This is a genomic window from Clostridium sp. TW13 (assembly GCF_024345225.1).
Taxonomy (GTDB): Bacteria; Bacillota; Clostridia; order Clostridiales; family Clostridiaceae; genus Inconstantimicrobium; species Inconstantimicrobium mannanitabidum.
In genome coordinates, this window is record NZ_BROD01000001.1 from 3,403,695 (window position 1) to 3,418,639 (window position 14,945).

Here is a 14,945-nt window from a genome sequence, read left to right on the forward strand (position 1 = left end):
TTTTAGATACTCATAATACATTTAGGTAATGCATGTACTAATGCTATCTTATCCTCATAGCTAACCTGATTACCCTTTATTGCAATACCTCTGAGATTAGTCATCTTCTTCAAAATGTTTATATCTTTAATTTTGTTATAATTTAACTCCAAGCTTGTTAAACTTTTTAGATTTCCTAGTACATTTATATTAATTATTTGATTATTACTTAGGCAAAGATCTTTTAATTTAGTTAACCCTTTTAATGCATCTATATTGCATATACGATTAGAATCGAAAGAAATATCATTTAACTTAGTTAAACCTCTTAGTGCATCTATATTAGCTATCTGGTTATTATCAAAATCTATCCACTCTAAATTTTTCAAATCCTTTAATGGGCTTATATCTTTTATTTGATTATGACATATATTAATCCCTACTAGATTCTTTAACCCTTTTAATACACTTATGTCCTTTATCTCAGCAGCATTTATATTAAGTTCTTGTAACTTTGTAAAATTCCTCACTACGCTTATATCACTTATTGGATTTGAACCTAATATAAACCTTTTTAAATTAGTTAATCCCTTTAATGAACTTATATCCCTTATTTGATTACCATATGCATTAAGATCTTTCATTTGAATCAAATCCTTTATTGGACTTATATCCTTTACTTGGCTACCATTCAAATCAAGGGTTTCTAACTTTACCATATTTTTAAGCGCACTTATATCTTTAATTTTATTATCTTGTAATAAGAGCCTTTGTAATTTAGTTAATCCCTTCAATGCACTTATGTCACTTATTTTATTCTCTGATAAATCAAGACTTTCCAAATTAACAAAATGCTCAAGACCAGTTATATTATTAATTTCTTCATTCTGAAATGATAACTTAGTTACCTTTAAGACATCACTTCGATGTATTATAGTTTGATCACAGCTCTTTCTTACTTCATCTAGTACTAGCTTTTTTAAGTTTTCATCTTTAAATGTTATTACAATATCTTTTACTGTTATCATTGCATTGATTTTTTTGCTATATCCTTGCACATTGCCTGTGAAATTACACTTGCCTACCTTATTGGTATCAATGCTTTTGTTCCATATTATTGATACTTGTTGTTTTGAATTATCATTCATAATTGCTGTTACTGCACTTGGTAATCTATAACTATCACCAACAATTACAGTTGCGTTAATATCACCAACAGACTTTATATACTTTTGTACATTTAAAGTTAATGTAACCTTCTTATTATATCCTTGTACAGTTCCTACAAAAGAATACTTGCCTGCCTTATTTGTATTAACAACTTTAGCATTCCATTTCACCGGTACTTGTTTAGTAGTTTTATTGCTCATAGTTGCTGTTACTGTATTGGGCAAAGCATACTTGTCCCCCATTCTTACATTCTTACTAATATCAGCTATGTTACTTATCGATACTTTTGCTTTTGAAGTAGTACTTGCAAAAACATTGCTAGGTACCATTATTAAAACTGATAATAGTAAAATTAAAAGAGCTTTCATTACATTTAAAGTCTTTAATTGCTTTTTCAACATTTATTCTCCTCTCTTTATGAATTCTATAGCCAATTTACTACTATATTGTAATTCAGCCATAAATTTAACGCAATAGAATTTAACTACAAAATCATTCATTTTATAGTTATAACTACATTCTATAAATACTATAGAAAGATTAATATGATTTCACGAAAAAATTCACTGTACTCATGATATAATTAACTATATTATAGAAATATTTTAAGGAGAGATTCTATGAAAAAAATACTTTCTCTATTTTTAACTTTTTTTATTTTAATTACCCCACTTACTGTTAATGCCTCAGAAAAAAACTTCACAATCTCAAAGCTTTTAATTAATGCAAGTATAGATTCTTCTGGGGATTTATTAGTTCAAGAAGAATTAACTTACAACTTTAGCGGAAATTTTAACGGAGTATATATCAATTTATACAAAAGGGGAACTTCTTCTATTAATGTTTCAAAAGTATCTGTTAAAGATAAGAATGGAATGATTCCATTAAACTTATATAACAATGAACAGAATAATACTTATGAACTAAATGACTCTAATGAAAACACAAATATAAAGATTTTCTCTAAAAGTTCAAATGAAGAAAAAACTTTTATTGTAAATTATACTGTAAAAGCAGCTGCTGTAAAATATGATGGTTTTGGCGAGCTATATTGGAGTTTTTATAATGTAACAAACAATAAAAATGTAAAAGATGTTGAACTGAATGTTTCATTAAAAGATACTCAATTCATTAAAGATAAATTTAAATACTGGCTTTATGTAGATGGAGATTTTAACACCAATTATGGTCCAGATAGAATACAAATTAAAGGAACTAATCTTTCATCACTTTTAGGTGTAAAAATTAACTTTCAACCAGAGTTTTTAAATTTGCCAACTTCTACTTATACAGAACCTGAGGATTTAAGAGACTATCAAAATAATATTAACGAAACTTCACATGACCCTAACGGGAATTTTGGCCACTTTCTATTTGTAGTAGTAGGATTTGTTTTATTTGCTGCTATTTTTGGATTTGTAATGAAAAAAATTAATAATAAAAAGTTCAGAAAAGAACTTGAACAATATAGATCTACCTATAAATTTTTTGATGAAAAAATCCTAATTTCACCGCCTTCAGACATGTCACCAGCTTTGGTTAATTTATTGTACGAATGTAATAAAACTGCTACCACTACTAGTACTAAAATTAAAGAAATTGCTATAGTATCTACCTTATTTTATCTTAGTAAGAAAGGATTTTATTCTGTTGAGGAAGTTCAAATTGGTAAACATAAGGATTTATTTTTTATTAGAACTACGAATAAAACTCCACAATTGATTCATCTAACAACTCTTATTAATTGGTTTTCAAATTATGAGGAGAACGGAAAATTTTCTTTACGATCAGTTAAAGACTCCATTTCTAACTATCGTAATGCTGAAACCTTTAGAAATAAGTATGTTGGTTTTATAAATGATGTAAGATTAGATGCTCATAGACTTCGCTTCTTTGTAGAAATTAGAAATAGACAAGTACTCTCAAACACTGGATATGATGAACTTTTAAAGTGGATAGCATATAAAAAATATATATTACACACAAGCAAGAACATATCTTCCAATTTTGATGATTCTTATTTAGGAGATGCAATGATTTATGGTACTGCCTTAGGTATAGATAATTCTATATTAGAGAAGTTATCAAAAGATATCTCCAACGTATATAAGAAATCTAATAGATATACTAGTAATCCAAATAGTAATGGTTACTATGATTACTATAATAATGATGCTTTTTCATCTTACTATCTCACAAATTTAATATTATTTGATAGTATTAATGATAATGTAGATAAATTTTATAATACCCACAATAATTCTTCTAGTAGCTTTACTGGTGGAGATGGTGGAGATGGTGGAGGATTTGGAGGATTTTCCGACGGTGGTGGCTTCTCTGGTGGTGGAGGAAGTGACTCTGGAGCGTTCTAAAATTCACAGCAATAAATGCCTAATAAAAGTACATTACTTTTATTAGGCATTATTACGTTATACAAGTGGTTCATTGATTTGTTGGTAATTTCTCAAAAAGTTTTCAAGTACAAAATAGTTAGAAAATTAATTATATTTCAAGCTAATCTTGTTCTAACTTATTAGGTCCATCTGACAATTTAGGTTTTTGTTGCTCAAATGCCTCAACATTCGTAGAACTTTGACTTCTACCTTGCTTATTCTTTTTAGTTGCCAAACTTACAGATGAATGTTTAGAATTTTTACTCATAGCTACAACCTCCTATGGCATCTTCAAAAAATATCCGTCACATATTGGGACTTGTTATTTATTTTCAGATGCCTAATAAACAAATGTAACTAAGCCCATTGGTTATTAGTTGCTGATTTCTTAGCTTTTTTATTGTCACCACAACCACAGTGTCCAGTAGGTCCATTAATATCATCTTGATGTTCCTTTTTTGGTTCTGTTGAAGTTTGAGTAGTATTCTTATCCATAGTTAAAACCTCCTTATTCTATTGATATCAGGATTTATAAAATTATCATCCTGTCTATTTTATTTTGGCTATAAGGAGATTTTAAATTCTATAACATTACTTCCTCTATGAACAATTTAATCCACCAACTTTTCATCGCAATCTCTTAAAGGCGCATTTTTCCTATAAATATATAAATATTTTTATATATAACTTAGACATGTGAAAGTACAGAGGTTCATATGCAACAGATATTTGAACCTGTTACTTATCTCCAGATACCTTAGCCAAATTGAATCCATTGTCTTCTATTGCTTTTTCTTCTACATGCTCATCAAGATGCATACAATAAACCTTATCTCTAAGCTCTTCAGGAATTGCTTCACAAAGTTTCTTTAGTGATAAATGGGCATTTCCATCATAATCCAATCCACAAGTGTCTTGATAAATTCTATTAATTTCACCCTTTTTAAAATTATCTAATATTTTGCTATTTATACTGTTAGCATCTCCACTATAATAAAATATTTTATTATTTAGCTTCATAATAAAACCATGTGTTGGTATTGTATTCACATGAGAAACAGGTACAAATTCTATATTGAACTCTCCAAGTTGTGAATCATTCACTGCTACCTTATCTGAAGTATTAAGATTGTACATATCACTTGTGACACCAAGTTTGTTTAATAGCCCTTCAATCACTTCCTTATTACTAAAGAAAATAGTTGGCTTATGTTTTAGAATAAAATATGAATAGAATATTGTGTCTCCTAAACTTCCAACATGATCAGGATGCGTATGGGTTATAACAATATATAAATTCTCTATTCCATTCAAAAGATTAGACTTTTGTAATCTGTGAAAAACTGTTCCTCCACAATCAATAAGAAGTAAACTTGTATTCTTCTTTACAAAAGCACTTGTATTTCCAAGCTTAGTATTAAAAGCACTTCCTGTTCCAATAAAATTAATCATGATACCCTCCATATATTAATTTTTAATTATATTTTCCAAACTAAAAATAATAATTCCATTATGATATTATAATATTATATAGCATAAATTACAAAACATACAATGTAAGTACAAAACTTGTATAAATCCAATAATCTTTCGGAGGTATGAACCAATTATGTTGAAACTACTACTAATTCAAAAATAAATAAAAAGATAGCAATTTCTCCAATTATAGAAAAATTACTATCATAAAGATAATCCATATTTTATTATACTAAATACTTAACAAACATAGTTGCAAGGCCTAAGAAGAATAAGAATCCGCATACATCAGTAAAAGTTGTAACAAATACGGCTGATGCTAAGGCTGGATCTACCTTGCACTTCTTCAATATTAATGGAATTAAGAATCCCGTTACTGTTGCTACTATCATGTTTAAAATCATTGCTATTCCAATTACTATACCAAAGGTAATGTTCTTTTCCCATAAGAACCCTAATACAGAAATAATAATACCAATTGCAGCCCCTGTGATAAATCCTATTCCTAATTCTTTGAACAAAACTCTCTTTACATTTTTATAACTCAACTCACCAAGTGCTAACCCTCTTACTATAATTGTTAGAGTTTGAGTACCTGCATTTCCACCCATTCCTGATACTATAGGCATGAAGGTTGCAAGCGATACTACCTTTTCTATGGTTCCTTCAAACATACCTACTACAGAAGATGCTAGTATTGCAGTAACTAAGTTTACTATAAGCCATGGTAATCTACTTTTAACAGATTCCATAGTTGTACCACTTATCTTTTCCCCATCTGCTACTCCTCCAAGACGGTGAATATCCTCTGTATTCTCATCTCTTAAAATCTGCATAACATCATCTACTGTTACTACTCCAAGCAGCCTATTAAAATTGTCCACTACAGGCATAGTTAAGTAACCGTATTTTTCAAATAGATGTCCAACTTCTTCTTGATCCATTTCACAAGGAATACTAACTACATTAGGATTAATAATCTCTGAAATTAAAGCATCAAACTTATTCGTAACTAAATCTTTTAATGAAACTACACCTTTTAACTTATCAAAGTTATCAATAACAAATAAATCATAGATATTTTCAATATCTTCTGCTGTATCTTGCAAATACTTTAAGGTTTGCTCAACTGTCATATTTTCTTTTATTGAAATAAACTCTGTAGCCATTATACCTGCAGCTGTATCAGGATCATAGCTTAATAATCTTCTAACTTTTCTCGCCTCATCCGCTGTCATATGCGCAAGAATCTTATTTGCCTGTTCTTCATCTAATATACCCAAAAGGTCTGTTAATTCATCAGAAGACATTTCTTCCACAATGTTTTTTTGTTTATTTTCAGAAAAACAAGTTAGTATTTCATACTTTTCTTCTGTTTCTGCCTCATCGATAATCCCAGCAATGAAATCTTCTGGCAACCTATTTAATATATCTTTAATATCATCCTTATTTTCACGTACTATATCTAATATATCAACTGGATGGATATTCTCAATATATTTTAGCACCTTATCTTGTGGAGCATGTAATAAAAAACTCTTAAACTCGTTTTTATTCATATCTAATTTCATGTTTGCTTCCTCCTTTTTAAGAGGAACAAACTAACATAATATGCTTTATGATAATTTCATAAATAACGCTAATCAAATTCTCATTCCATTAACTTTATTTATAAAATCATAAATTCAAAAAATCAAATCATATATTTACACTATCACTTATTTCCTTAAGTGATATAAGATAAGCTTGTTCCTCTTTACTATATTTAATTTTTACTATAGAATGTTTCCCCGGATACGAGTCCATCAAATACCACCTCCATATCAACTTAAATTATTGGAAAATAAATAACAAGTTCAAATTACATAAATAGGCTTTCTCAAAATGGATTGCAAATTGAGAAAGCCTATACTTCATCATTCAATTAATGATACATAATTCACTACTATATGTCAACCAAAAATGACTAACATTTATATTACAGATATGCTATAAATATAATTATATAAAACTTCTTAACCATTGTTTTGTTGCTTCATCTGTAAAAGAAGCTTCAACAGAATTTAAGTATATGTTTTTATAATCTTCTTCACTCATATTAAATTCATTGAACAGAACTCCACATTCATGAGTCATATCAATATTTGATACTGTTCTATTATCAGTATTTAATGTCACCTTTATGCCATCCTTATAAAAATCAGAGAAAGGATGTGTCTTATATGAACTAACAGCTTTAGTTTGCACATTGCTTGTTGGACAAATTTCAAGAGTTATGCCCTTCTTCTTTACAATATCATATGCTTCTTTACAATCAGTAATATATACTCCATGTCCTATTCTTTCTGCTTCAAGAATCTCAACAGCATCTAATACATTTTTACCTATTCCAGTTTCTCCTGCATGTATTGTTATTCTATAACCATATTGCTTCGCTAATGCTATAGGCTCCTTAAACTCTTGTGAAAAGCCAGCTAATTCTGAAGCGCATAAATCTACAGCTGCTACTCCTTTTGATAAGAATTTCTTTCCTGCCTCAAATAGTTCAATAGCTTTATCTATGCTATGAAACCTCATGGCTCCAAGTATTATGTTTCCTCTTATACCGTAAAGCTTCTCTGCATCCTTCATTCCTAAAATCACACTTCCTATTACTTCTTCAATGGTTAACCCCTTTGCAGTGTGAACTAGTGGAGCAAATCTCACTTCCATATACTTTACATTTTCTTTTGCAGCATCTTCATATAACTCAAAGGCAACTCTTCTTAAGCTTTCCTTTGTTTGCATAACTGAGCAAGGAAGTTCAAAAACCTTTAAGTATTCATCTAAAGATTCACAATCAGGAGGTGCTATAACTAATCTCTTTATCTCCTCTATATCATCACTGGGAATGATAATATTTTCTTTTCTTGCTATATCTATTATTGTTTCCGGTCTTACGCTACCATCTAAGTGACAGTGAAGATCTATCTTCGGTAACTTATCTATCATAGAATACCTCCCTTATCATATTAATAATTTATCTTATTCATCTAAAAAATATCCGTTGCATATTTAGACTGGTTATTTTCAGGTGCATTATTTCCCTATAAGCTTATCTTTCTCATATATATGCTCAACTAACCAATCATTTAAATATTGTAAAATTGATAATATGTATTTATCTTGGTCTTTGTCAATTTTATCAAAATCAATTTCATCAAGTTTCTTTATAAATTCTGCATGTTCAATCTTTTGTGTGAACATTCTCTTATAACCAATGCTATCCATATACTCTTCTTCAAATTTGAAATGATATGCAGTATAATCTTTTAACTCTTTAATTATTGTTACAATTTTATCGTATTTATCTATTGTATACTCATCTTTTAATAACATGTAAGCTCTATCAGCTATATCAAAAAGTTTTTTATGTTGCTCATCTATAGCTTCTATCCCTGTTTTATATTCTTCCTTCATTTCGTACATTTATATTCCTCTCCTAACTAACAATTCTAATAAAAATGTTTTTCCTTATTGATAATGGCTTTCAAAAATATAATATTCTGATTATACACCAATTCTTATTATCTGGCTATAGTATATAATATTAATTTGCATTTGTTAAAATATACATATAATTTGTATAAATTCAAAAAGATTATCTTCAATTATATTTTTAGACAATCTTTTTAATCTTAATTTATCTTTTTATAACTAATATAATGCTTAAAACTATAATCCCAGTCAATACAATAGTTCCTCCTGGCTTTAATCCCATATAATAAGAGATTGATAAACCAATTATAGTAAATAATAATGCAAAAATAATTGAATATATAAGTGTCTGCTTATAACTCTTTCCAAACTTCATAGCACAAGCTACAGGTACCACCATTAACGATGATACTATCAGTGCTCCAACAGTTCGCGATGCAACTGATACAGTTATTGCCACAAGAATTGTAAAAATAAAATTAACTAACTTTACAGGAACTCCTGCTAGTATTGCTGCTTGTTCATCAAAGGCAATAAAAAATAACTCCTTATACAATAATACTGACATTATGATCACAATAGAGCTTATTACAATAACTAGTAGAAGTTCAAAATCACTTATAGCTACAATACTTCCAAAAAGAAAATTATTAAAATTGCCCGAATTCTTAACAAATCCTGAAAGAACTCCTGCTAAGCCTACTCCTGCAGACATGATAATAGCAATTGACATCTCTGAATATTTAGGAATTTTCTTTCTAATAGCTTCAATTCCCAAAGCTCCCATAGCAGATATTACTATAGCTCCTAAAACTGGATTAAATCCTAATAGTAATCCCACTGCTACTCCTGCCAATGATGTATGAGATAAAGCATCACCAATCATAGAAAGACGTTTTAACACCACTAATATTCCAATAAAAGGAATAATAATTGCTAGAAGTATGCCCACTATAAAAGCTCTTTGCATAAATTCATATTGAAAAATCAAAATATACCTCCTCCATCTTATTGAAAATTACTCCTGTAACATTTTTTATTATATTACCTACTTAAAATACTATTTTATTTTTTCTTTCAGATACATCTACAATTTTCTTATTTTCAATTGATACGACTTTTTTCACACGTCCATAAATCCTATTAATGTCATGAGTAACCATTATAATGGTAATTCCAAATTCTAGATTTATTCTAACTAACAAACTATATAAAGACTCTATAGATTTATCATCAATTCCAGTGGTTGGTTCATCTAATATTAACAGTTCTGGTTCATTCACTAATGCTCTTGCAATCATAATTCTTTGTTGCTGACCGCCTGAAAGATTACCAATCAATCTTTTAGCATAATCCTGCATATTAACCATTTGTAACGCGTTTATAGTTTTTTGTATATGCTTTCTTTTTGAAAATCTCATAAATCCAATTTGCGAATACAAATTAGATTTTACTATTTCCTCCACAGTCGCAGGGAAATTGTCATTTGATGCAATAGCATTTTGGGGAACATATCCTACCTTTGGCAATCTTTTATTGTTTTTAACTTCTTCACCACTAATTATCACTTTACCATTCATAGGTGATATTAAACCTAATATTAACTTAAGCAACGTGCTTTTACCAGCTCCATTTGAACCTATAATTCCAACAAATTCTCCAGACTTAACTGAAAAATTGATGTTACTCAAAATCAGCTCATCTTCATATGCAAAACTTAAATTTTGAATTTCTAAAATGTTTCCCATTACACCACCAACTAACCTAATGCTGCTTTTAAAGATTCAAGATTCCTTTTCATTACTGTAAAATAATCTTTTCCTTCAGCTTGCTCCTTATCACTTAAGCCTTCTAACGGATTAAGCATATCTGTTTTAGCACCAACTTCTTTAGCAATTGTTTCAGAAACCTTTGGACTAACTAATTCTTCAAAGAAAATAGTTTTAACTTTATGTTCTTCTGCAAATTTAATTATTTCTTTCATTCTTGTTGGATCTGGTTCCGAATCTGCTGAAAGTCCTTCTATGGACACTTGATTAAGTCCATATTGCTTGCATAAATATCCAAATGCTTGATGTGCAACAATTATATCCTTATTTTTTATATTTGAAATCGCATCTTTAAATTCTTTATCTAACTCATCAATTTGCTTAGCATACTTATTATAATTATCTTCATAATATTTTTTATTAGACTCATCTGCCTTTACCAGTGCATTTTTTATATTTTCCATTTCCTTTTTTGCATTTTGAGGGTTCATCCAAACATGGGGATCATATTTGCTTTCCTCAGCATCCTTCTCTTTTTCCTCCTCTTCTTCATGTCCTTCGATCAAATTTATTCCCTGTGATGCTTCTACTGTTACTAGCTTTTTATTTTCCAAAGTTCCTACAACTTTTTTTATCCAATGCTCCATACCTGCACCATTATATATAAGAACATCAGCTTTCTCTAAATTATTAATATCTTTAGTACTTGGTTCCCAATCATGAGGTTCTGTTCCAGCTGGAACTAAATTAGTTATAGTTATTTTATCTCCGCCTATCTTTTTTGCAAAATCATACATTGCATAAAAGCTAGAGTAAACAGCCAACTTTTTATTCTCAGAATTAGTTTTATCATTTGTATTATTTGATGTGCAACCTGTTAATGTAACTCCTATTGCCATCAAAAATAATATTAATAGCATACTCACCTTTTTCATTTTAACATCTCCTTAATTTTTGTTAATGCAAATCATTTGCATTAACTTCTGTATACCATATTACTCCTAGAAAAAAATCATGTCAATACACTTTAATCTTATATTCCTATAATTTCCATCAAACTCCATGGATGCGCTTTTTTTATCTAAAACCTTGGCACTTTAAAATTTTCAATATAAAAATAAGCATCTCAATAACAATTTAAAAATTATTATTGGATGCTTATATCTTTGTAAAACTTTATATAAACAGAATCTTATTAATTATTATTTGAAGTACACATATTCACTCTTAGGTGCCTGAGTCTTCGATACTTTATCAGCGTATATTATAGGCATAATTTCACCATCATATTTTTCTACATGTATTTTAGCAGTTACTACAACCCACTCATTATTCCTAAAGTTTGACGCGCTCTTGTATCTGCATAAAATACCGCATGGTTGAAGATCTGCTGCACAACATACCATGGCTTTACGAGCTGGCACAAATTCATTATTTTTAAATTCTTTTATTCTAAGTACTTGCCCCTTAAATTGTATAGTTTTGCCTTCATACTTATTGACATTTTTATTAATATCCAAATACCATTTCATATAATCATCATCATTTATAACTATAATCCCATTACTATCCACATTAATACTTTTCTCCTTAATATTATCATTATAATAAGCTTGATCATAATTACTTCCACTACTTACATTAGAACTTTGTTGATTCTGAGAATTAACTTCTATATTTGTGTCTTGATTAGAATTATTAATATTAGATTTTCCAGTATAAACATTCACAGAACTTTTAAAAAAATCTACAGAATTATTATTAGAAATTCCCATAGGTATGATAAAAGTTGTAACTATCGGTATTACTACGATTATATACTTACTATAATTAACTGAATGTTTAGGTTTAAATAAATATAGCATCATAAAACTTCCTAAAATCAGAAGGAAAAATGCCGAAAAAATTATATATATATTCAACCTTGGATGCACATAATATTTAGCCTTATCAAATACCACAGAAAAAAATAAAATATTAGCTATGGTGAATAAAATTATTATTTCTATAAGAACTTCCAAATTAATTTTCCTCTTCATTTAACTCCTCCATAAAAGAATATAGTAGGTAATGAAAATAGCACAAAAGATGATACTAATAATATGATCACTAAAATCAGCACAAATCTTTTATTAAAGCTCTGTGTAAGCATCAATAAATTTTTCAAATCCAACATAGGACCCATCACCATAAATGCTAAAACTGCATTCATAGGAAAATTGTTCAAAAAACTCCTGGCTATAAATGCATTTGAATTAGAACATATAGACATAAAAAATGATGCAAATATCATTAATCCAATAGGAATTATACTACGTGCTCCTGTATACATAAAAGTATCCTTTGGTACGATAACCTGAATTATAGAGGAAATCATTGCACCAATTACTAAATATTTTCCTACACTGAAAAATTCAATAGTTGTATGTCTGAATAATCCAATTACCTTTCCTCCAACCCCATCTACATCAAGATTACCAACATATCCACTACTACAAACCTGAGAAATATCTGAAGTATCTATCTCTATGGCATCCTTTTGTTTAAATAATAATTCGATAAACATTCCTGCAATAATTGAAATTATTACACCAAAAACTATCCTAAGTACTGCTATCTTGTAATCTTCTGAAAAAGCATATATTGTAGATATTATCACTACAGGATTTACTGCTGCTGATGATAGCATAAATGTTATTGCTTGTGACAAAGGCACTCCTTTCCTCACCAATCTAGATGTTATTGGTACCATACCACAATCACATATAGGAAGAAATATTCCTATTAGTGCTGCTATAGGAAACTTGAATATTCCTTTTACATTAAATAGTTTAATAAGTTTTCTATCTGATACAAATATCTGCAATATTGAAGATATGAATACACCAACTAATATGAATGGAATGGCTTGAAGTAAAATACTCAAAAAAACTGTATTTATACTTTTTAATATATTTATTTGTAAATCAGATACAGTATTATTTAATGCGCTTAGATATATTGAAAAAATCCATCCCGTCATAAGTAATAGGATATAATTTAATACTTTATCTATAGGATTAGCTCTTCTCCTATCAAATGCCTTATATAAATATTCATCTAAATTCTCATCATTTTCTTCACAAAAAATTATTTTAGATTTTCTATTGATACTTTTAATAACTTTTTTTATGACTTCTCTTTCATTATTGGATAAATTATCAAATCTATTTACAAATACAACATCTGAATTTGAAATTTGTTCAGCTATAATATTACTCATATTTTTCATATAAGATGTGAATTTTTCAGCATCTAGTACATAAATCACATTATCTATATAATAATCAAATGGCATTCTAACTTTTAACATGTCACTCATTTCCCAGGTTCCATTATATTCTATTATTATAACATCAGGGGAATACTTCTCTTCCAAATTATAAAACAATTTATCATCAAGCTTATCTTTTTCTTCAATTAATTTAATATCTATATTTTGTTCTTTAAATTCTTTTATATCAAATTCTTCTATGCCTTGCTCAAAAGCTAGAATTAATACTCTTTTATTTTTTTCTATTACTTTTTTTTCTACAAGCTTATTTATTAAACTCGTCTTCCCCCACTCAAGAAATCCAGTAATAATTTGAATTTTTTTCTTCATAATTTTCCCCTATAAATTATTAAATAATTCTTCCAATTCTTTTCTATCTATATCTGCACCTATTACACATATTCTGCCAGTATAATCACATTCTACACTGTTAACTTGAATCTCATTAGGTACAAAATCAAATTGAATCCATTTGTTATTCTCTATCCTAACTATTCCTTTGGCTCTTAAAATTGCTCCAAACTTACTAGATGACAATATGTCCTTTAATTTGATTATTTGGTTCTTTGAAAAAATTTTAGGCGTCTCAGTTCCCCATACTTGAAAAACTTCTGAAGCAGTATGAGCTTTACCGCATTGGAGTAAAACTTTATTTTGTTCTTTGCCCTTTAAATTATAAACTTGTTTTTCTATATTAACGATATTAATTTTATTTTCTAATAAATTCTCTCTAGACTGTTCCCCTACTGAAATTATTGAACTTGTAGGCAATTGATTCCAAGGTGTGGTTATAATATTAGCATTGCAATTAATTTTCTGAATATCTTTTACAACTAAAACAAGTTTATCTGGTTCTATGTTTTGTGTACGACTTAAAATAACAGTCTTAGCATTTTTAATTTGATTTATAAAAAATTCAGAGAAATTTCTTAAATACATTTGATACTTGACAGCATCAACAACCACTATACACATATTAATTTTTACTATATCTTGCTTTGTCATTTTCCTACACACATTTAAAACATCTGAAAGGTTAGCCACCCCAGAAGGTTCAATTATTATTCTATCTGGTTTATAATCTTTAATTATTTCTTTTAAAGCTAAATCAAAATCTCCAGTAAGGCTGCAACATATACACCCTGAATTCAATTCTTGAACTTCTATACCTTTTGTTCTTAATATTGATCCATCAATTCCTATCTCTCCAAATTCATTTTCTACTATAGCAACCTTTTCAGATTTTAATTTTTCCTCTATAACCTTTTTTATTAAAGTTGTCTTTCCTGCTCCTAAAAATCCAGAAATAATATCAATCTTTGTGTACATATATTTACTCCTTTCGTCAAAATGCAAACCATTTGCATT

At 28.6% G+C, this 14,945-nt stretch carries 14 protein-coding genes; 1 reads left to right on the top strand and 13 read right to left on the bottom strand.

Annotated features, from left to right (window positions below):
* Positions 1–2: 2 nt before the first annotated feature.
* Complete coding sequence (locus tag OCU47_RS15735; protein WP_261829560.1) at positions 3–1,550, bottom strand: leucine-rich repeat domain-containing protein; 1,548 nt, start codon at positions 1,548–1,550, stop codon at positions 3–5.
* A 219-nt stretch (positions 1,551–1,769) separates the two neighbouring features.
* Here OCU47_RS15735 and OCU47_RS15740 point away from each other — a divergent pair, with 219 nt between their 5' ends.
* Positions 1,770–3,521, top strand: coding sequence for a DUF2207 domain-containing protein (locus OCU47_RS15740; RefSeq protein ID WP_261829561.1), 1,752 nt, complete (start codon positions 1,770–1,772; stop codon positions 3,519–3,521).
* Between the two features lie 142 nt (positions 3,522–3,663).
* Here the strand turns inward: OCU47_RS15740 and OCU47_RS15745 are convergent, their stop codons facing one another.
* The 12 genes from OCU47_RS15745 to OCU47_RS15800 all read right to left on the bottom strand — a co-directional run bounded on the left by OCU47_RS15745 (position 3,664) and on the right by OCU47_RS15800 (position 14,906).
* The gene (locus OCU47_RS15745; RefSeq protein WP_261829562.1) at positions 3,664–3,810 is read right to left on the bottom strand and encodes a hypothetical protein; all 147 of its coding nucleotides are present in this window, start codon (positions 3,808–3,810) and stop codon (positions 3,664–3,666) included.
* Positions 3,811–3,899: 89 nt separating this feature from the next.
* Positions 3,900–4,037: a hypothetical protein gene (locus OCU47_RS15750; RefSeq protein WP_261829563.1), complete on the bottom strand. Its 138-nt coding sequence runs from the start codon at positions 4,035–4,037 to the stop codon at positions 3,900–3,902.
* 243 nt (positions 4,038–4,280) lie between these two features.
* A complete protein-coding gene (locus OCU47_RS15755) occupies positions 4,281–4,994 on the bottom strand; it encodes an MBL fold metallo-hydrolase (protein WP_261829564.1) in 714 nt (237 codons plus the stop codon).
* Between the two features lie 251 nt (positions 4,995–5,245).
* Positions 5,246–6,589 carry a magnesium transporter gene (gene mgtE / locus OCU47_RS15760; RefSeq protein ID WP_261829565.1) on the bottom strand — a complete coding sequence of 448 codons (1,344 nt, stop codon included), beginning with the start codon at positions 6,587–6,589 and terminating at the stop codon, positions 5,246–5,248.
* Between the two features lie 430 nt (positions 6,590–7,019).
* Positions 7,020–8,009, bottom strand: a complete 990-nt coding sequence (gene add, locus OCU47_RS15765; RefSeq protein ID WP_261829566.1) for an adenosine deaminase — start codon at positions 8,007–8,009, stop codon at positions 7,020–7,022.
* 87 nt (positions 8,010–8,096) lie between these two features.
* Positions 8,097–8,486 (bottom strand): bacteriohemerythrin, encoded by a 390-nt coding sequence (locus OCU47_RS15770; RefSeq protein ID WP_261829567.1) that lies wholly within the window; start codon positions 8,484–8,486, stop codon positions 8,097–8,099.
* A gap of 214 nt (positions 8,487–8,700) precedes the next feature.
* Positions 8,701–9,465, bottom strand: coding sequence for a metal ABC transporter permease (locus OCU47_RS15775; protein ID WP_376778062.1), 765 nt, complete (start codon positions 9,463–9,465; stop codon positions 8,701–8,703).
* Between the two features lie 82 nt (positions 9,466–9,547).
* A complete protein-coding gene (locus OCU47_RS15780) occupies positions 9,548–10,243 on the bottom strand; it encodes a metal ABC transporter ATP-binding protein (RefSeq protein WP_261829568.1) in 696 nt (231 codons plus the stop codon).
* Between the two features lie 11 nt (positions 10,244–10,254).
* Positions 10,255–11,199: a metal ABC transporter substrate-binding protein gene (locus OCU47_RS15785; RefSeq protein WP_261829569.1), complete on the bottom strand. Its 945-nt coding sequence runs from the start codon at positions 11,197–11,199 to the stop codon at positions 10,255–10,257.
* A gap of 267 nt (positions 11,200–11,466) precedes the next feature.
* On the bottom strand, positions 11,467–12,303 hold the full coding sequence (locus OCU47_RS15790) for a TIGR03943 family putative permease subunit (protein ID WP_261829570.1): 837 nt from the start codon (positions 12,301–12,303) through the stop codon (positions 11,467–11,469).
* The gene (locus OCU47_RS15795) at positions 12,300–13,907 is read right to left on the bottom strand and encodes a permease (protein ID WP_261829571.1); all 1,608 of its coding nucleotides are present in this window, start codon (positions 13,905–13,907) and stop codon (positions 12,300–12,302) included. Before OCU47_RS15795 ends, OCU47_RS15790 begins: the two co-directional genes overlap by 4 nt.
* Positions 13,908–13,916: 9 nt before the next feature.
* Positions 13,917–14,906, bottom strand: a complete 990-nt coding sequence (locus OCU47_RS15800; protein ID WP_261829572.1) for a CobW family GTP-binding protein — start codon at positions 14,904–14,906, stop codon at positions 13,917–13,919.
* Positions 14,907–14,945: the final 39 nt, after the last annotated feature.

What these genes read in the sequence shown, in the direction of transcription:
- OCU47_RS15735 (WP_261829560.1), bottom strand. Translation starts at nt 1,550, where the DNA reads ATGTTGAAAAAGCAATTAAAGACTTTAAATGTAATGAAAGCTCTTTTA.
- OCU47_RS15740 (WP_261829561.1), top strand. Translation starts at nt 1,770, where the DNA reads ATGAAAAAAATACTTTCTCTATTTTTAACTTTTTTTATTTTAATTACC.
- OCU47_RS15745 (WP_261829562.1), bottom strand. Translation starts at nt 3,810, where the DNA reads ATGAGTAAAAATTCTAAACATTCATCTGTAAGTTTGGCAACTAAAAAG.
- OCU47_RS15750 (WP_261829563.1), bottom strand. Translation starts at nt 4,037, where the DNA reads ATGGATAAGAATACTACTCAAACTTCAACAGAACCAAAAAAGGAACAT.
- OCU47_RS15755 (WP_261829564.1), bottom strand. Translation starts at nt 4,994, where the DNA reads ATGATTAATTTTATTGGAACAGGAAGTGCTTTTAATACTAAGCTTGGA.
- mgtE (WP_261829565.1), bottom strand. Translation starts at nt 6,589, where the DNA reads ATGAAATTAGATATGAATAAAAACGAGTTTAAGAGTTTTTTATTACAT.
- add (WP_261829566.1), bottom strand. Translation starts at nt 8,009, where the DNA reads ATGATAGATAAGTTACCGAAGATAGATCTTCACTGTCACTTAGATGGT.
- OCU47_RS15770 (WP_261829567.1), bottom strand. Translation starts at nt 8,486, where the DNA reads ATGTACGAAATGAAGGAAGAATATAAAACAGGGATAGAAGCTATAGAT.
- OCU47_RS15775 (WP_376778062.1), bottom strand. Translation starts at nt 9,465, where the DNA reads ATGCAAAGAGCTTTTATAGTGGGCATACTTCTAGCAATTATTATTCCT.
- OCU47_RS15780 (WP_261829568.1), bottom strand. Translation starts at nt 10,243, where the DNA reads ATGGGAAACATTTTAGAAATTCAAAATTTAAGTTTTGCATATGAAGAT.
- OCU47_RS15785 (WP_261829569.1), bottom strand. Translation starts at nt 11,199, where the DNA reads ATGAAAAAGGTGAGTATGCTATTAATATTATTTTTGATGGCAATAGGA.
- OCU47_RS15790 (WP_261829570.1), bottom strand. Translation starts at nt 12,303, where the DNA reads ATGAAGAGGAAAATTAATTTGGAAGTTCTTATAGAAATAATAATTTTA.
- OCU47_RS15795 (WP_261829571.1), bottom strand. Translation starts at nt 13,907, where the DNA reads ATGAAGAAAAAAATTCAAATTATTACTGGATTTCTTGAGTGGGGGAAG.
- OCU47_RS15800 (WP_261829572.1), bottom strand. Translation starts at nt 14,906, where the DNA reads ATGTACACAAAGATTGATATTATTTCTGGATTTTTAGGAGCAGGAAAG.